Here is a 17,913-nt window from a genome sequence, read left to right as displayed (position 1 = left end):
ATGACGATGTGCCACCGCAGCCAGGGGATCGGGTAGTGAGTGGAATTTGGGTAGTAGGTGCAACATGACGGATGCCTTCAGATGATTCGAGTGGCTCCTACCGAAGTCACGGCTATTAAACACATGTTAGACAGCACCAATGAAGGTGGCAATGTGTCCGACAGCGCCGGGATGGTCGAGGCTTTGTTGACGTTGGTGTTGTTCCAGGGTGAGGTGTTCGCGGGCCCGCAGGGTTCTGCGTAGGGCGTCGGCGCTGGGGAAGCCGAGTTCTTCGAGCAGTGCCGGGGTGGGGTTGAGGAGCAAGCTCCAGCCGGGTTTGCGACCGCGGGCTTGTAGGCGTTGCTCTGCTGCTGCTGCTTTGGCTTTTGCTTCTGGACTTTCGGCGGCCATCCGCAGCTCGAGTGTGAGCGTCTTGAGTTCTGCGTCTTTGGAGGCCAGCTCGTCGGTGTGCTCGAACGGCTCTGGTGGGTTGGCCAGGAAGTCGTCGAGTGCTGACTGGTCGCGGTCGCGGTCGTGTCGCAGGCGTGCGTGGTGCTCGGGTAGGCCGGTGTAGAGGTTTTCGACGCGGCGTAGCAAGCCGAGTTGCTTGGGGCCGTTGACATCGGCGCCCAAGCCTGCGCCGGTGGCGAGCAGCTCGAGGCCGTCGATGTCGGTGGTGCGTGACGGCACGGCGAGCCGCAGCAAGAGTTGGTCGTGGGTGAGGTCACGGGCGGCAAGGATTTCGATGCCGTGGATGCGGGCGTCGGTGGGTTCGAAGCGGCTGGCGCCGCGGTCTTTTCCGGCGGTGTAGGCGCGGCGCAAGGCGGCCGCTAAGGCCTGGGCGGCGGGGACGCGTTCGGTGTAGGTGGTGTCCGCGACGGCGATCCGGGGCGGCCCGCCGGCGGCAGCGTGAGCGGCGGCAGCTTTGGCGATCGGTGCGACCTCGTCGATGTCGCGCTGCTTGTTGGGGAGGGCACGCTCGAGGATGCTGACTTGCCAGTCGCGGTTGCGGACGGATTGTTGGTGGGCGCGTTGCAAGGCGGTGAGGCGTTTGACAGTGTCGTCGAGCTCGACTTGGCGCAAGTAGCGGGGGTCGCCGGTGGCGATGGCTTTGGTTTCGGCGGCCGCGGCGCCGATGTCGCCGCCCGAGAGGTCTTCGATCTCGGTGTCGATGATTTCGTTGCGATGCATTTGTTCGATGAACAGCGCTTTGGCTTGCACTTTTTGCCACATGACGGTGTCGTAGGAGCCCTCGGTGACGTAGTTGAAGATGTGGATGCCGTCGAGGTTTTGGTTGCCTTGACGCAGGATGCGGCCTTCGCGTTGTTCGAGGTCGCATGGCCGCCAGGGGACGTCGCAGTGGTGTAGGGCGGCGGCTCGGGCTTGCACGTTGACCCCTGTGCCCATCTTTTCGGTGCTGCCGATGAGGACTGACACCTCTCCTCTGTTGCATTGGGCGAAAAGGGATTTCAGTTCTTGGAGGTTTTTGGCGTCGTGGACGAATCGGATTGCGGTCTCGGGCATACCGCGTTGTGTCAGTTCGTCTTTGATCGCTTGGTAGATGCTGAATTGGGCAGGGTTTCTCGAAGGGGTGCCGCGATCGCAGAATACGATTTGTAGTGCGCCGGTGCCGGCGGGTGCGCCGGTGTCGGGGTGGGTGTAGGTGTGGTCGCGGTATTGGTGGTGCACGCTGATGATGCGTTCGGCCACGGCGGCGGCTCGACTGTGCGGTGGTGCGGGTAGGTGGGCTAGGCGTGGGTCGAGGGAGACGTTGCGTCCGTCGGTGCTGATTTTGAGCTGGTTGTCACGCTGGGGTTTTCGGGCATCGAGGTGATCGAGGCGGTATCCCAGGTCGGTGATGAAGTCGACGACTTCGATGTCGGGTTGCAAGCTGATGATTTGGCGTTGCCCGGTGTGCAGGGCAGGAAGTGCGACGGGCACCTGGTCGCGGGTGACGACGTCGGTGTAGATCGAGGACAGGGCAAGCAGTTCCGGCAGGTTGGTGAATTTGCCGACGCGGGTGACCGGGCGCAGCTTGGTTCCGGTGGAGTTGACCTCGATGGTGGTGGTTGTGGCAGTAAATGCGGCACCCCAGTCCCCCAGGTCGGCGACTCCTGCTTGTTCGAGAAGGTCTGGGCACAAGTAGGTTTGCATGACCCACAGCTCGCCGAGTGAGTTGGCGATGGGGGTGCCGGTGGCAAAGGTGGCCACCCGTTCGACACAACGGTGCGCGGGAATCCCTTTGGCTCGGGCTTCGTCGCGGCGTCGTTGGCGCAGCGCTTTGAGTTTGAGGGCGAGGTCTTCAGCGCGTTGCGAGGCATTGGGGCAGGAGAGTTCCTCGATGTTGCAGGTGCGGCCGAGGTTTTTGTAGGTGTGTGCCTCGTCGATCATCAGGTAGTCGCAGCCTGATTCCTCGAATCGCAGGCCGGCGTCTTTGGTGTTGGCGGCGAGCAGCTTCTCTAGGCGGTTTTGTGCGGATTTGATCGCCAGTTCGATGCGTTTCTTGCTGCGATCGGCTTCAGCGGATTCGAGTTGCCCGCGCAAGGTGTCGAGTTGTTCTTCGATGTAGTTGACCCGCATGTCCTTGGAGACGTTGATCGCGGTGAACGCCGATTGGGGGATAACAACGAGATCCCAGTCGCTGGAAGCGGTTTGAGCGATGAAACGCCGTCGACCGTCTGCGGTGGTGGCTGATGACCCGAGCAGCACTTTGGCGGCTGGGTACCATTGTTTGGCTTCTCGGCCAACCTGTTCGGTGATCGAGTTCGGCACGACGAGCCAGGGTTGGCGCACCAGCCCAAGGCGCCGGAGCTCAAGGGCTCCGGCCACCAGACTGCCCGTCTTGCCGGCTCCGACAACGTGATCGAGCAGGACGGTCGGTTCAGAGAGGATGCGTGCGACCGCATTGCGCTGGTAGAAGTGCGGGCTGAAGTGATCTGACATGCCCGGAAAGCGCATGTGCGCCCCGTCGTAGACGGGCGCGCGAAGCGAGTTGAAGCGCCGGTTGTATTCAGTGACCAGACTGTCGCGGCGGGTGTCGTCCGACCAGAGCCATCGGCTGAATTCCTCACTGATTTTGGCCATTTTGGCTTGCGCGGCGAAGGTGGCTTGCGGATCGAGGACACCTTCGTCGGTGTTGACTAGGACGGCTTTGGAGTTGCAAGCGGCCTCGAGGAGGGTGACCGCGTCGCAGCCGCGCCGGTCGATGCCCCATTCGTCGGTCATCAAGCGGCCGTGGCGTTTGTAGGACGCGATGTCGACGATCCAGCGTCCACCGATGTGTTCGGCGGTGACTCCGGTGGCGCCGAAGGTTTTCTCGGCGAACGCCGCGATGAGGGGGGTGGGGATCCAGGGCGCGCCGGGGCGCACTTTGATGTCTTGGGCTTCACGTTGTGGGGGCAGCACCTGTTGGAGGGCGGCGGCGTAGTCGTTGTAGGTCGGGTTGGTCTGGGCGGCCTCGAGTGCGCGAGCGAGTTTGGTCCGCACGTTGCCTGAGAGGGCGGTGACGGCGGGGACGAGTTCGTCGGGGTCGTCGAGGCTGGGATAGACCAGGCCGGCGATCAGGTCGCGGGCGTCGTCGGCGCCGACTTCAAGCAGCCTGGCGATGAGGTCGACGTCGACCCGCTGGGTGCGGTCAAGGCACATCGCCAGCGCTTCTTCGGGGGTGTCTGCGGTGTCTCGTTCGAGGGGCGCGGTGAGCAGGTCGGTGGAGAAGATGGGCGCTTTTTGGGCTGTGCCTGTGTCTTCGTCGAACATTTCCAGGGACGCCACCAGCGCCCAGCCGGGATCGTGGCGCATTCCCCCGTCGAGGTGGCGTCGCTTTTTGTAGGGGGCGGGTGCTTCTGATGCTTCGGTGTCCCATTGGGCGGCGAGCTCGTCGGGCACCGGCCCTGTGTAGGGGTGTGCGGGGGTGCCTTCGGCTGTGCGCCAGGCTTTTTCGGCGTCGTCGAGGCGCCGGGCGCGACGTTCTGGGGTGATGCTGGGGTAGATCCAGGTGAAGCGGTTGAGGGGTCCGTGGCGGCCTACGTAGTTGTCGTAGAGGGTGTTGAGGTGGCCGCGCAGCTGGTCGCGTTCGGCGGGAGGTCGGCCGTCGCGTTGGGAGGCGATCAGGCTGGCTGCCACGTCACGCAGGCTGATGAGTTTGCGGGTCTCTGCCAGCAGTGTTTTGGGGGTTTTGTGGGGTTCCCATTGGTGGCCGGCCCAGTACTCGATGCTGCGGTTGGTCTCGTTGTAGCGCAGCGTGTACAGGGGCGTGTCCTCCGCGCGGTCGCCGGCGCTGAGGAGTCCGGGGTCGAAGAGGTCTGCCGAGATGTCGGTGAGGTCGGTAGGGGTGGCGGTGAGGCCGAGGCCGCGCTGGCGTGCTGAGTCGATCAGCGGGCCTAAGCGTTGGCGTAGCTGATCGGCGAGCTGGGTGCCGCTGGTGCCGGCCACGGCGAGTTGGGCGGAGCCGTTGAGCCCGTGGCCGAGTTGCATCTGGCCCAGCACGTTGTGCGTGTTCGCCGCGAAATAGGCGTTGATGTGCAGGGTTTCGGTGTGCCCGGTGTCGGGGTCGGTGAGTTCGATGGGTTCGGTGTTGACCCAGTCGGGCAGTTCGTCGGGGGCGGGTGTGCGGGGGTCGCGGCGCCGAAGGATCAGTAGGTCGGTGACGACGTCGGTGCCCGCGACGCGGGCGAATGCTTTGGAGGGCAGCCGGATTGCGCCGATGAGGTCGGCTTTGGCGGCGATGTCACGCCGGGCCGCGGTTTTCGCCGCGTCCAGTGTGTAGCGGCTGGTCAGCACGGCTACGTAGCCGCCGGGCGCGGTAAGGGCGAGGGATTTGAGGATGAAGTGGTTGTGGATGGAGTGGCGGGCTGGGTTGTGGGCGGGGTCGGTGACGGCGTAGCGGCCGAAGGGGACGTTGCCGATGGCGGCGGTGAAGCTGTTCTCGGGGACGCGGGTGGTTTCAAAGCCTTCGTGGCGGATTTGCGCTGAGGGGTAGAGCTGGGCGGCGACCGCGGCGGTGGTGGCGTCGCTTTCGACGCCGACCATGACCGCGTTTTCGGGGGCGTGGGCGATGAATGTTCCTGATCCGCAACCTGGTTCGAGGACCCGGCCACCGGAAAACCCGGCCCGCCCTAGTCCTTCCCACACCGCGGCGGCGATGGCGGGATCGGTGTAGTGGGCGTTGAGGATGGAGGCTTCGGCTTGGCGGTATTGGTCGCGGTCGAGCAGCTTGGCCAGGGTGTCACGTTCGGCGGCGAGGTCGTGGTTGCGGGTGTCGAAGATCTGGGGTACGGCACCCCATCCTGACCAGGCGGCCAGGATCCGTTGTTCGCTGGTGGTGGCCGGGCGTTGGGCGTCGCGCAGGGTGTCCAGCAGCTGTAGGGCGGCAATGTTGGCGCGGATACGGGCTTTGGCGCCCGATGGCACCAGGGTGTCGAGGCTGGCGGGAAAGTCGGTGGGGGTGGCGAAGGCTTCTGATGTCGGGTCGACGTCGGCAAGCTCTTCCTCGGCCGCCGGGGTTGGGACGCTAGCCTGATCTGCTGATCGCTCACGCGATCCCTGTTCCGGTGGTGCCGGGCTGGCCGATGTTGCAGGTGGCAGCGGTGTTCCGCCGGGATCGATCGCACGCGGATCGGTGGGCTGATCGAGCTGGTCGAATAACGAAGGCTGGGCGCTTACCGCTCGGGTAGGCCGTCGTGGCGCAGGTCGCTGTAGACCATCTGCGCTAGCTGGTCGGTCAGCGGGTCCTGCGGGCCGCTCGGCAGCGGGAGGCCCTCCTCGGCCCGGGCCGCGAGGAGGTATCCGGCTTTGATCCGAAACACCGCCGAGAATCGCGGATCCGGCCACAGTCGGGCGATCAGGTCCTCGATGTCCTGGCCCGGTTTGCTGCGGTACTGCGGCCGAGTCCAGCGTTGATCCCAGGGCACGTCGCTGCGATCGGGCACCGGCTGGCCCTCGCCCCACAGCGTGCTCGGCTGGTCGTCCTCGGTCGGGATCTGTTCGTAGAGCTCGTTGCTCAGGACGATCTCCATCGCCTGGCTGCGGGCGGTGTTCAGCAATCCCACCTTGGTTTGGTAATCCGGGTGCTGTCCGCGGGCTTGGGTCCACTCCCCCACCGCTTGTGCCCCCAGCTGGGCTGCCAGCTCGGCGACTTGATAGCTGATCCTGCTCGCCTCGTCGTCCAAGAAGGCGTCGCGCTGGGCGGGACTCCACTCCTGGGGCATCTGCAGGGTCTGTGCGTAGGCCTGCGCCACGATCTGACGAATCTCTGGGCTCGTCACTACCACCGTCCCCATCGAAGATGTCGAACAGACCCGGTTGCTGTGGATCTGGCCGCTTGCTCCGCGCCATATTGTGCGCTCCGATCGTATTGTGTCGGGGTCGGGGTAACCGTGGTTGGCCATATATCGGCGCAGCCGACGCTCAGCGAGCCGTCGCCCCTCTCGGGGGGTCATGGCATCGTGGCCACGTCGAATAACGTCGGCGCAGAGATCGCCCGGTTAGACCACACGACCTCCGTGCGCGCCGTGACGCCTTGGGTAGCCGTCACGGATGTGCTATCGCTGACGGTCGGTGAATCCGTGGCAGCACGATGGGCAAAGGTCATCAGATGCTGTACCCAACCGAGAGCCGGCGTGCGGGCGAGGATAGCCAAACATGCTGCGTAGCAGGCCGCGACCGGCGCGGGCGGCCCCCTCCTCGGATAGCTGGGTGAGATCCCACCCCACCAGCACCCTGGTGACTCCGTCTGCGATGACCCAATGGGTGCTCTTGACCATCGGCGCGACTGTGCTGGCCTGGCGCAGACCCTCCAGATCGCCGACGGCGCAGTTGATCCGGAACCATGTGTCGATCTCGGGCCGCGATGCCTCCTGCTGGGGTGCGGTGTAGACCCGTTGCCACCGGACCCGCTGGCCGCTTCGTGAATCTGCGAGTGCTGCAATTGCTTTAGCGATATGGCGCTCGTGGCGGCGCAATCGTAAGCCGATTAACAAATGCTGTCGGCGCGTCACAGGGCCCCACGGTGGCGGCGTGCGCCACGTGAGTGCGGTGGCTGGGTCGGCAGCGGCGAGGCGATCAAGACGGGCTCGGGCGTTGAGCGTACCGACGATGTCGTTGGTGGGTGCTAACAGGATGGCGGTCATTTGCGTTCTCCTCCTGGCGGGTTGGTGTGAATCGAGCGAATCGTGTTGCGCGGGTAGTGGCGTGGGTGGATGTCGCATGCGGGAGCCGCGCTGGTGCGCTCGCGCGGGCGAAGCTCGGCGAAAAGGTGTTCACGCCACCGTTGCTCCCACTGTGGGGGCGCGCCGGCGGGCCGTGCGCCCGGTGAGCTGAAATGCCAGTAGGTGCGGTATTCGGGGTGATCAGGTGGCGGCAGGTGCTCGGCGACCCAGGCCGCGAGCGCCGATGTGGACGACGGCTCAGGCACGGCAAGTTGGTAGTTCCAGATCCACGTGTGTGGCCAGCAGCCGGTGGCGTGGACCAATCGTGCGGGGCGGTCGATGATTTCCCAGCGGCCATCGGGGTAACGCCAGGCCTCGGTGCATACGACATGGATCACCACACCGGACTCTGGTTGGTCATGGGGTCCACGCGAGTCGCTATAGGCGCGGGCCGCGTAGCCGCGCGTACGTAGTTTCGCCGCGACGTGTTTGGTGATGCTGTGCAGTTCGGTCGTGCTGGTCATCGCATACCTGTTGGGCTGGAATGGTTATCGGGCTCGGGTTCGGCAGCGGCGATGGCGAGTGCTTGCCCAAGCAGGCGTTGGGCGCGGCGGGCGGTGGGGACATCCCATGGAGTCGGCGACTGGGCGTCGAAGACGATGTCACGCTGACGTGTGGGTCCTTGGCTGGTGAATTGTTCGACTTCCTCGACGGTTATCGATTGGTACTTGGTGATCTGGCGTCGCCGGGTGTGAAAGCGCACGGGCCCGGCTTCCCAGGCGTCATCCCATTCGTGCCCGGCGGGCTTTTCACACCACACAGGGCATGGGCCGAGCGGTGGATCACAGTAGTCGGGCTGGGCGAGGTCCTGATGCTGCACTCGCCGTGAGGCGAGGTCGCGCACCGCGTGAGGAGTCGACGACGTCATGATCCCGATTCCTGGCGATCGTGCCCGGTGCTGCACTGCGATGGCCCGCTTCGGGCTGTGCGTGTAGGCGTCTGCCGAATCGGCCATGGGGTCATTGCGTCGGCGATGGCTCGGTCGATGACCGCGGAGGCTTGTCGCGGCAACATGTGACCGGCGCCGGGCACACTGATGTAGCGCGCGCCGGGGATGGCGGCGGCCATGTCGCGGCCATGAGCTGGCGGGGTGATGGGATCAGCTGCGCCGCTGATGATGGTGGTTCGTGCGCGAATGGCGTGCAGGGCCGGGTAGAGGTCGTAAGTGCGAAGTGCGGGAAGGAATCCCAACGCAGTGCTCGGCGCTGTCATGGTCAACGCGGTCAGCGTCATGGCGGCCAAGGTCGACGCCGGCAGTCGGTTGCCGAGGTGGGTCATCGCAGCACATACCGGCTTGAGGAATCCGCACAACAGGTGCTCGGGGGTGTATGTGCCCAGGGTAAGCAGTCTGGCGATACCCGGTGCGCCCAGCAGTCGGCCCAGACCGCGTTCGGTGAGCTTGCCTGCCGCGGTGGCGACTAGGACAAGACCGGTGGGGTCCGCGGGGCGTTGGGGTATGGGGCGCTGCAGGTAGGCCAGTACTGTCATCCCACCCATCGAGTGCGCGACAACGGTGAGGGAGCCGGCGACGTTGAGGGCGCGCAGCACCTGGGCGAGGTCATCGCCGAGCTGATCGATGGTGTAGCTGCTCAGTGCGGCGCTTCCTGATCTGCCGTGACCGCGGTGGTCGTAGCTGATCAGCCGCACGTCGGGTCCGTATTCGCGGCGCAGCCGTTCGATGTGGGCATCCCAGGTGCTGCTGTTGAGGCATAGACCGTGGAGGAAGACGATCGTGTGTCGAGGGTGTCGGGAACCAAAGTCGTTGACTGCCAGCACAACACCGTCGGCGGTGGGGACCCGGAGTGTCCGAGGTGATGTGGCTGCCGGCGCCCAGGTGTGAGACCACAGGTGCGCGCTGCTCGGCGTTGAGGGCCGCGGTCGGACCCAAGGCGCCGCGACGAGCGGTGGTGGAGTTTTGCTGCTGGCCGGTGCTGGTAGGGCCAGTGCGGGGCTGGCCATTACCAGCTCCCGTTGCGAGTGAAAACGGTCTGCGCGCAGGCAGTTTGTCGGCGAGGTCGAAGGGCTACGAACACCACCGCGGCCGCCACGCTCAAAGGGGTGCTGGCCGTGCACAGTTCGGCGGGCGCACCGGCGTGGGTGAATACGCCGATCAGGACGTGGGATGTGCGATTGGTGGCAGCGCTTCGTATTGAGCGTAGCGCCGCGCATGGACCGTCGCGCCACGCACGGCTAGTGGCTGCCACCAGCACTGCGGCGGTTATTGCGACGCAGATAACGATTCCGGTGTGGTGGTTGACAGCGGTTTCCAGAAGACTTGCGGCGCACCCGATGACGGTGCTCAGTGCGCGAGGCGGGCAGGTGCTTTGGGCTCGCGCGCCAGGCACTGATGCATCGGTGGGCGCGATGGGAGCAACACGGAGTCCCGGCTGCAGGTTGCGGCCGAGCAGATCGTTACAGGTGACACACTGCCCTGTGCTCATCAAAAGTGCCTTCCTACTGGATTAGCGCGAGACGTTGGGTGGGCCGGCCGGTGGGTGCGGGACGGGTGCCGCCGTTTGTGGTGCAGATTTCGATGCTCCAGCCGGTGAGCTGTCGGGCGAGCTGTATGTTGTTGCCCGCTTTGCCTACTGCAAGCCGATAGTCGGCGGTGTCGACATAGACGCGTATCCGGTGCTGCTCGGCGCTCGCGACTTCAGCGGTGGCGCCGGTTAAGCCCAGGGCATTTGTCACGTATGTGACCGGATCGCTGTCGTGGGCGATGATGCTGACCCGTTCGCCGTGTAAGCGCTTTTCGACGTCGGCGATTCGAAGCCCACCCCGCCCAATGCAGACGCCGACTGGGTTGATCCCCGGAATGCGGGCTCTGACTGCGACTTTGGATCGTAGGCCAGGATCGCGTGCGATGGCGACAACTTCGACGAGGCGTCTGGCGATTTCAGGAACACGATCGCTTAACGCCGCTTGAAGCGGACATGTGATCATTGCCGAACCTCACTGCCGTTGTCGATCAGGTTGCCGCGCAACGCAACCACTCCCCCGCCGCCGTTGACAGCGGGCAGGTTTTCAAGTGTTGTGGTGTGCGCCAGCAAGTCGGCACAGTGGATGAGCACATGCGAGAGCGTGGCCGCTGCGGTGTGGTCATCGCCGTCGATGGCGATCCGGTGCGCGCAGCGGGCGCCTGCGCTGAGATGTTCGCTGGCGCGTGCGATGGCTGGGCGGTCGGCGCGCTGCACCGTGGTGGAGTCGGTGAAAGTGGCTTCTAGGGCGGCGATTTCGCGGTCGGCGGGATTTGGGGCCGGCAGCCACGTGACTTCGCGGCCTGGGGCGGATCCTCGTTTGACGAGGCCTTGGCGTTCAAGAGCGCAGAGGACGCGGTAGATCTGTTCCTGGATGGGAGGGCAGGACACGGCGGTGCCGGCGACGGGTACCGCTGGGGCGTGACCGCGCAGGTGTGCTGTGGTCAGGGGGCGTTGCGCACTGCGTAATTGGGCGAGCAGATCGTCGCGCAGGATGCGGGTGGCCGCGCTGGTGCTAGGCACTGGCTCGCTCCGTGAGGGCTGGGGACGCCACGGGCGCGTGGCGGGTGGCCGCTGCTGCGTGGCGGCGGCGTTGTTCGCGTTGGGTGGCGGCGAAGTGCACAGCCTGGCGAATCTGCAGGGACCGGCGCCGCCATTCCGCAGGCTGGCGCTGGTAGCGGTCGACCACTTCCTGCAGACGCGCGCGAGCCTCTCGCAGAGCGTCGGCATTTCGGGAGCCCGGTAGCGGGACCGATGCCCACACGCCATCGGTGACGCCCAGTTTCAGAGCGCGCTGAGCGCAGCTGACGATGATGGGGCAGTTAGTGCAGATCGCGGCGGCCTCTCGTTCGCCGCTATAGGCCCTGAACCACTTGTCGCGGTCCTCGTACTCGCACAGGCCAGTGTCTGCTTTTAAGGGCCGGATGTTTGTCACAGCAATCTCCGTTCTTAACCATAGCTGTGCATGTATCTGTGTACGTTGCCTCTTGTAGACGTTTATAGCTGCTTACGCTGTTCTAGGCAACACCAGGGCGGACAAAGGTTTCCTAGCCACGCATTCGCACAGGTAAATGGCTCTGTATGATGCAGACACGGCGGGCTAGCTCTATCTCGGGTCGCGCAGATCCCGCTTAATCATGTGTATTGCTGTTCATTCAGTCGCGCGGAATCCTGGCGTCTTACGTGTCCAAGCGTGCGTGAATGTGGTCAACTTCTATAGTTGACTTGGAAGTAGCTAATGGTCGTCGGTCAACATGGACTCGCGATATCGAAGGGATGCGGTGAGCACGTCAGCCCCAACTGATGAGACCCCGTTGGAGCGGGTGGGCAAGGCAGTCGCCGACCGCCGGCTCGAAGTCGGGTTCGAAACGCAGCGGGAGTTAGCCGAAGCCGCCGACGTGTCGCTGAACACCGCTGCGCTGCTGGAGCGCGGGAAGTCGTTTCCCCATCGCGTCAACCGCGCCAAGTTCGAAGACGCCTTGCAATGGCCGCGTGGCGCTCTTGACGCGCTGCGCCGCGGACAGCCCATCCCGCAATCCGCGCCGCGGCCCGCCACGGCGCCGACACCGACTCCGGCGCCGACCGATCCTCGGACCAACCTGCAGGCGCTGGGGATTGCTACAGCTGTGGCGGCCATCGCCGCAACGTGTACGCAGATCCTGGTGTCTCAGAGCAATAATCCGCAGGCAAAGGCGGCGCTGCGCGATCTCGATACCCAACTGTTGCAGCTAGAGTCGCTGATCGCTGCGAGCCTGCCACACGTCGGCGGATCATCGTTTAGTGAAACCATGTCGGCGCTAACGCAATTACACGAATATCGAGACATCATCCGTGACGCCGCAGCGGACGAAAGCGCTACCCCGTCGGCCGGCGCGCCACGTACGAGGATGGCATCGGCGAGATCTTGACCGGCACGCCGGATTGTTGGGCCTCGACCACTTGGGTAGGGCTGATCGCGAGCATCACGTGTCCCGCGTGAGGGAAGATCAGGTCTCCGGCTTGGACCTGTCCGTGACCCACCGCGGCACCCTGGTGGACCTGGGTGTAGGTGTCTGGACCCAAGGTGATGCCAGCTTGCGCATAAGCCCAGTGGACCAGGCCCGAGCAGTCAAACTGATTGGGCCCCTTGGCTCCCCACACGTAGGGACGCCCTAAGCGCGTCAGCGCCGCTTTGACTGCGATGCGCGCTAATGGACCACCACCGCCGATGGCCGCATCGTGGGTGTCAGCTAGATCTGGGTTGGTGTGGTGGTCGCCGCGGTCGAGGGCCGAAAGGGCGCTACTGAGGCCGGGAAGCGACGCCAGCGGGCTGCCCACTCCCCCACCACCGCCCATGCCCATCGGCGCACCACCCATCGGGCCGCCACCCCCGGCCATCGGGGCGCCACCGCCCATCCCGCCATACCCGGCCGAACCCTGCTGGATCAGCCGCGCCAGCTCAACGTTGCGCCGCTCAGAGACCCGCAACAGCTCCTTGGCCCGGTCCAGCTGCCCTTGCAGATGAGTCACCAACTCCCGTTTCCCCGCCGGCGTCCCGGTCGCCGGGGCGATCGCGGCCACCCCCGAACGGGTATCGGTGATCACCCCATCCATGCGCCCGCCACCGCGACCAGCGCTCTGGCCGCTGCCGATCAACGGCGGTCCAGTGGCGTTATCGCCGCCGATCGCACCATCGAGAGCGAACTGCTGACCCCGGTTCGCGATCCCGTAACTCGCGGCGGCCGCCCCACCCCAACCAGCAGCAGCGGCCTGCCCCGCCTTGGCCACACCCTGGCGAACAGTCACCAACGCCGGCGTCGACGACCAGCCGGCGGTCGTCACTGGCGAGGCCCCAAACAGCCTGCGCCCATCGCCGAGCGCACGGCCAGCCTCGGCCACCAGCTCATCGAGCGAGGTCATAGCAGGCAGTATCACCCACACCCCACCCAAGCGGCTATCACCACCACCAACTTTGGTCTTAATAACCTTTCGGTGGACGGGTGGGATCGGCCTGTTGGATATTGGCCGCCAGGTTCGACGCATCGACCGCAACGTGGTAGCGGCCACGGGCATAGTTGATGAACGCGCATGCTTCTGCCACGTCGTCGGATCGGCTGCCCGACGTGCCGGGCTGATGATATTGCCGGAAGGTCCCCCCGGTGAACTGCCAGGACCCGTCGCTCGGATCCCCGTTTCGGGCGTTTCTGTCGTCGTGGTTTCGAGCGCCGTTGTTAAATCCGGACTCGCGCTTGGCGACCAGCATCATCCCGGCTTCCCACCGAGCGCGGGCCACCGGATCGTGGATGCCCTCAATATCGAGGGCCTTGCGGATGGCTGCGCGCACACGCTCTGCACTGGGGCCAGCGGGTTCGGTGGCCAGGGTTAGCTCGTCGCCAGGGTGGTGGTTGGTGTGGTGGTCGCCGCGGTCGAGGGCCGAAAGGGCGCTACTGAGGCCGGGAAGCGACGCCAGCGGGCTGCCCACTCCCCCACCACCGCCCATGCCCATCGGCGCACCACCCATCGGGCCGCCACCCCCGGCCATCGGGGCGCCACCGCCCATCCCGCCATACCCGGCCGAACCCTGCTGGATCAGCCGCGCCAGCTCAACGTTGCGCCGCTCAGAGACCCGCAACAGCTCCTTGGCCCGGTCCAGCTGCCCTTGCAGATGAGTCACCAACTCCCGTTTCCCCGCCGGCGTCCCGGTCGCCGGGGCGATCGCGGCCACCCCCGAACGGGTATCGGTGATCACCCCATCCATGCGCCCGCCACCGCGACCAGCGCTCTGGCCGCTGCCGATCAACGGCGGTCCAGTGGCGTTATCGCCGCCGATCGCACCATCGAGAGCGAACTGCTGACCCCGGTTCGCGATCCCGTAACTCGCGGCGGCCGCCCCACCCCAACCAGCAGCAGCGGCCTGCCCCGCCTTGGCCACACCCTGGCGAACAGTCACCAACGCCGGCGTCGACGACCAGCCGGCGGTCGTCACTGGCGAGGCCCCAAACAGCCTGCGCCCATCGCCGAGCGCACGGCCAGCCTCGGCCACCAGCTCATCGAGCGAGGTCATAGCAGGCAGTATCACCCACACCCCACCCAAGCGGCTATCACCACCACCAACTTCGCCGATCAGCGCGCCGTAGCGATGGTCACACGACCCGCACCCCATCTCGGGGTTGTTCCGCAGCGACTACAACCGACCACTCAACCGGCAACAGCCGACAGCGCGCGCCAGGCACGTGGCTGCTAGCCCTCGCGGGTCACTGTCGGGGCGACCATGACCTGCCGTTCCGAATGCCTCGCGGTGAAAGCGTTTGACGCCCAGCGGATTTCAGCCGCGGGCGCACGTAGAATATGTTTCGTGACCTGTATGGATAGGTCAGTTTTCCGCGGAAAACTGACCCCTGCGCGCTATTTCAGGATTTTCCTGAGCTGGGTGACCAGCAGCTTGGCCCCGGTATCGCCAAGTTGATCGCGTAAGGCTAGCGCCAGCGCGCTTGGGTCGGTGTCGAACTTGCGAAGCGCCCGCGTCACGGTGCGCAGCGGCGGTGTCGTGGCGCCGTTTTTGGCAGCTGATTCCGAATCGCGCTCCCCGGCGTCGTCCTGGGCGTTGGCACCGTCACCGTGTCGGCCGCGGGCGGCGTTCCATCGGGCGACCTGTTGCGCGAGCGGAACTTGGGCAAGTGTGCGCGCTTCGCGAATCGCCAGATCGCCTCGGCGGGTGGCTTCCTGAAGATCCGGTGCGAGTTTGAGTAGTGCGCGCCGGTGTGACACCCAGGTCTTGCTCTTGCGAAGGTGCTCGGCGGCGGCGTCAGCGCTGCCGTACTCCCCCACGAGCCGTTCAACAGCTTTGGCTTCCTCGATCACGTCGAATCCTGACCGGTCGACGTTTTCGGAGATGACGGCGGTGAGCAACGTTGCGCGATCTTTAGCGAGCTCGTCTTTGATCACGATGTCGAGCTCTGGGCGGCCGAACTTGTGAGCAGCGGCCAGGCGCCGGTTGCCGATGATGACTACCCACCGCGCCGATATGGTGGTTTCGGGATAGAGCGCTTGAAATGCACCTCGGGTAACGGCGACCACGGGCTGTAGTTGGAACTCAACGATGGACGCCAACTCGTCAAGGTCACCGACGGAATCACGCGGGTTGTGTGGGTTACCCACCAGATCACGAAGAGCCACCGACCGCGACATGCCCGATCGCGGGGCCACGACGGGAGTGTTCGCGCTGCCGTCAACAGATGACTTGTCACCGACCTCATCAACGAGCGCATCGAACGTCTTGACACCACCGCGGCCCACTATCGGACCCCTACCATGTTCAGTTCGTCGGCGAGCTTGTAGAAGTCAGCCGCGGCGTTGGCTGCCGAGCCACTCTTCTTGTACTGGGTGACCACGATGCCCTCGCTGGAGGCATTCGTGTGGATCTTGTAGTGCCGCACTACTGTCTCGGCTAAGGGCCATCCCTGTCCGCGAACGAACTTCTGCGTTTGCTCCAGCCAGTGTTCGCCGTCGCGCGGATCCCAGTCATTGATGAACACCCGGTAGGGGATGTTGCGTGGTTCGAGAAGCTTACGGATCGTGCGGGCGGTCGGGTCAAAGCACATCGGCGCCGGCAGCACGGGGACGATCGCTTCGTCGGTGACGTCGAGGACAGTCCGCAGTGCATCGGCGGAGTAGCCATCACCGAGACCGTCTCCGGAGGAGTCCGGGTCGAGGTCGAACCAACCCGCGGTATCGACGTAGACCTCGACGATGCCTGGCAGGTTGTTCAGTTGCTGGAGCCATTCAAGGGGATCGTCGTGGGCTTGCACGAGATGGAAGGGAAGTTCGTCGACCCGGTTGGCCCACCATTTGGCCGAGCCCTGCGGGTCGATCGACACCGCCGCGACCGGAGAAAAGGCGTCGGGGTCCAGTTCGGCCGTCAGCCTCTGGGCGCGTACTGCCGCGAGGTTGACGGTGGCGGTGCTCTTGCCGACACCGCCCTTTTGGTTCAAAACAGTGACAACTTTAGTCATGGGGGAGAAGACCTTTGTGTGCTTCGGTCGCGACGGCGACCTACTCCGGGAACCGGCCACCAAAGAGTACGTCGAAGACGCGACGGCTCGCTCTCCGACACGCTGAATTGTGCGTTACATCTCGCTAGTTTTCCGCGGAAAACTGCACAAACGTTGACGGTGAGTGCGTGGCGCTTCGGGGGCGCTTTGCGGTTATTAGTAGTACTAATAACCTGGCGTACCTGTGCCTTTGCGTGTTAATGATCTAGTTTTCCGCGGAAAACTGGATCGGCTGAGACCCGGAGCGGGGCCACGACATCCGACGATTACGAAGCGCGGGTGTCGCAGTTGTTGCTAGTGGCCGGGAGCGGAGGGGGCCTGGCCGCGGTGCTCAAGGCTGACTGCACGAGACCCGGATCAGTGCGCGTTGATGCTCTCAGCCCGGCCCGGTGCGCACCGGCTGCGGGACACGTTGTGGCCCGGGGGGAGCGGGCAGCGCAGACCAGGCGCCGACCTGACGGGCCAGAAGCTCGGGGCACGGTGATTGTCCCGGTAAGGCATCGTCTCGGGACTAGGCGCAATGAGCGCGCCGCCCATCCCGGCGCCGAATTGACCTGAACGAAACGCCGCGCCCTGGGCGTAGAACTTTTCGCGGCGCGTGACCGGACCTGACTGGTCTTGACGCCGTGGTCTGGAATGATTCACGTAGCACCGGGTGGCTGCACTTGGGCTGGCGGGTGTCGTGCACGAAGGAGGGGTTGTGGCGAGGTCGGACCTGGTCGTTGATTTGGTGGAGGCCCAACAACGTGGCGACACTGCACGGTTTCGCATGCTCGTCGAAGCGATCATCGCCGAGGAACGCAGCAATCAACACCACCTCGTCGCCGATCGACTTTCAGAGCTGATCACGACAGCCGGAGCGCGCAGTTTGCTCACTCGCGACGATTCGGCGCGGCAAGTCGCCGACCTCGTGCAGGAGATTGTTCCCAAGCGGCGGCTCGCCGATGTACAGATGGTTCCGGCACTCGCCGCTGCGATCAGCGAAGTCATCGAAGAACACCATCGCAGTGAGTTGCTGCGCAGCCATGGACTGGAACCGCGCAATCGTGTGCTGCTTGAAGGTCCGCCCGGCAACGGTAAGACATCGCTGGCCGAAGCGGTCGCGGCGGAGCTGATGGTGCCGTTCTACGTGGTGCGATACGAGGGAGTGGTGTCGAGTTTCCTCGGTGAGACGACCAGCAGGCTCGATCATGTCTTCGAATTTGCGCGCACCCGCCGCTGTGTCTTGTTCTTCGATGAGTTCGACACCATCGCCAAAGAACGCGCCGACACCCACGAAACCGGAGAGATCAAACGGGTTGTTTCCACGTTGCTGCTGCAAATTGACCGGCTCCCGTCGCATGTCGTGGCGATCTGCGCAACCAACCACGGGGAATTGCTCGATCGCGCCGCATGGCGCCGCTTTCAGCTGCAGTTGTCGCTAGAGCCGCCCTCGCGTACCCAAGCCACGCAGTTCATCGAACGGCTGCGCGTGCAGCTCGGCGGCACCCTGGGGTTGGCCCCTCGCACCCTGGCTGACAAGCTCGCCGGGGCCAGCTACGCCGACATTGAGCAGTTCGCCCAGGACGTGATGCGCCGGCATGTGCTGTCGCTACCAGACGGTCGGATTGAAGACATCGTGCGAGACCGTCTAAAACAGCGTCAGGCCACGAGGGAGCCGTGACCTCGCCTCGCCCACCCCTATCCTTTGGAATACCGACTTCGGCGCCGATCCCTGCTGGC

15 protein-coding genes and 1 pseudogene are annotated in these 17,913 nt (G+C 65.0%); 3 read left to right on the top strand and 13 right to left on the bottom strand.

Annotation, left to right across the window (positions count from 1 at the left end; all coding sequences use genetic code 11):
- Window positions 1-126 precede the first annotated feature (126 nt).
- The 8 genes from AC5Y5O_RS25305 to AC5Y5O_RS25270 all read right to left on the bottom strand — a co-directional run bounded on the left by AC5Y5O_RS25305 (window position 127) and on the right by AC5Y5O_RS25270 (window position 10,684).
- Entirely contained in the window at window positions 127-5,388 is a 5,262-nt protein-coding gene (locus AC5Y5O_RS25305) for a helicase-like domain-containing protein (RefSeq protein ID WP_139043406.1), read from the bottom strand.
- A gap of 248 nt (window positions 5,389-5,636) precedes the next feature.
- Window positions 5,637-6,242, bottom strand: a complete 606-nt coding sequence (locus tag AC5Y5O_RS25300) for a hypothetical protein (RefSeq protein WP_061560265.1) — start codon at window positions 6,240-6,242, stop codon at window positions 5,637-5,639.
- Between the two features lie 276 nt (window positions 6,243-6,518).
- Window positions 6,519-7,106 (bottom strand): hypothetical protein, encoded by a 588-nt coding sequence (locus AC5Y5O_RS25295; protein WP_061559554.1) that lies wholly within the window; start codon window positions 7,104-7,106, stop codon window positions 6,519-6,521.
- Window positions 7,103-7,648, bottom strand: coding sequence for a hypothetical protein (locus AC5Y5O_RS25290; protein WP_061559555.1), 546 nt, complete (start codon window positions 7,646-7,648; stop codon window positions 7,103-7,105). The genes AC5Y5O_RS25295 and AC5Y5O_RS25290 overlap by 4 nt, the downstream gene beginning before the upstream one ends.
- Window positions 7,645-8,052, bottom strand: a complete 408-nt coding sequence (locus AC5Y5O_RS25285) for a hypothetical protein (protein ID WP_139043407.1) — start codon at window positions 8,050-8,052, stop codon at window positions 7,645-7,647. The genes AC5Y5O_RS25290 and AC5Y5O_RS25285 overlap by 4 nt, the downstream gene beginning before the upstream one ends.
- Entirely contained in the window at window positions 8,049-8,960 is a 912-nt protein-coding gene (locus AC5Y5O_RS25280) for an alpha/beta fold hydrolase (protein ID WP_061559557.1), read from the bottom strand. The genes AC5Y5O_RS25285 and AC5Y5O_RS25280 overlap by 4 nt, the downstream gene beginning before the upstream one ends.
- 678 nt (window positions 8,961-9,638) lie before the next feature.
- Window positions 9,639-10,127: a hypothetical protein gene (locus AC5Y5O_RS25275; protein WP_061559558.1), complete on the bottom strand. Its 489-nt coding sequence runs from the start codon at window positions 10,125-10,127 to the stop codon at window positions 9,639-9,641.
- Entirely contained in the window at window positions 10,124-10,684 is a 561-nt protein-coding gene (locus AC5Y5O_RS25270) for a hypothetical protein (protein ID WP_061559559.1), read from the bottom strand. The genes AC5Y5O_RS25275 and AC5Y5O_RS25270 overlap by 4 nt, the downstream gene beginning before the upstream one ends.
- A 37-nt stretch (window positions 10,685-10,721) precedes the next feature.
- Between AC5Y5O_RS25270 and AC5Y5O_RS25265 the strand changes: the two genes are divergently transcribed.
- Window positions 10,722-10,907, top strand: a complete 186-nt coding sequence (locus tag AC5Y5O_RS25265; protein WP_061559560.1) for a hypothetical protein — start codon at window positions 10,722-10,724, stop codon at window positions 10,905-10,907.
- Window positions 10,908-10,922: 15 nt separating this feature from the next.
- Here the strand turns inward: AC5Y5O_RS25265 and AC5Y5O_RS25260 are convergent.
- A pseudogene (locus AC5Y5O_RS25260) lies at window positions 10,923-11,096 on the bottom strand (WhiB family transcriptional regulator); the annotation flags it as partial.
- A gap of 346 nt (window positions 11,097-11,442) precedes the next feature.
- On the opposite strand from AC5Y5O_RS25260, the gene AC5Y5O_RS25255 reads away from it, so the two are divergent.
- A complete protein-coding gene (locus AC5Y5O_RS25255; RefSeq protein ID WP_239723498.1) occupies window positions 11,443-12,069 on the top strand; it encodes a helix-turn-helix domain-containing protein in 627 nt (208 codons plus the stop codon).
- Here AC5Y5O_RS25255 and AC5Y5O_RS25250 read toward each other — a convergent pair.
- From AC5Y5O_RS25250 to AC5Y5O_RS25235, 4 genes are all read right to left on the bottom strand, one after another.
- Window positions 12,017-13,060: a C40 family peptidase gene (locus AC5Y5O_RS25250; RefSeq protein WP_276553231.1), complete on the bottom strand. Its 1,044-nt coding sequence runs from the start codon at window positions 13,058-13,060 to the stop codon at window positions 12,017-12,019. The genes AC5Y5O_RS25255 and AC5Y5O_RS25250 overlap by 53 nt on opposite strands.
- Window positions 13,061-13,118: 58 nt before the next feature.
- Window positions 13,119-14,204 carry a hypothetical protein gene (locus tag AC5Y5O_RS25245; RefSeq protein WP_061559578.1) on the bottom strand — a complete coding sequence of 362 codons (1,086 nt, stop codon included), beginning with the start codon at window positions 14,202-14,204 and terminating at the stop codon, window positions 13,119-13,121.
- A 341-nt stretch (window positions 14,205-14,545) separates the two neighbouring features.
- Window positions 14,546-15,436, bottom strand: coding sequence for a ParB/RepB/Spo0J family partition protein (locus AC5Y5O_RS25240; RefSeq protein WP_061559579.1), 891 nt, complete (start codon window positions 15,434-15,436; stop codon window positions 14,546-14,548).
- Window positions 15,436-16,152 (bottom strand): ParA family protein, encoded by a 717-nt coding sequence (locus AC5Y5O_RS25235; protein WP_061559580.1) that lies wholly within the window; start codon window positions 16,150-16,152, stop codon window positions 15,436-15,438. Before AC5Y5O_RS25235 ends, AC5Y5O_RS25240 begins: the two co-directional genes overlap by 1 nt.
- Window positions 16,153-16,891: 739 nt before the next feature.
- On the opposite strand from AC5Y5O_RS25235, the gene AC5Y5O_RS25230 reads away from it, so the two are divergent.
- Window positions 16,892-17,854 (top strand): AAA family ATPase, encoded by a 963-nt coding sequence (locus AC5Y5O_RS25230; RefSeq protein ID WP_061559581.1) that lies wholly within the window; start codon window positions 16,892-16,894, stop codon window positions 17,852-17,854.
- Window positions 17,855-17,913 lie beyond the last annotated feature (59 nt).

This window comes from Mycobacterium sp. NGS40, from assembly GCF_059812735.1.
This window is presented reverse-complemented; position numbering and strand designations above follow the sequence as displayed.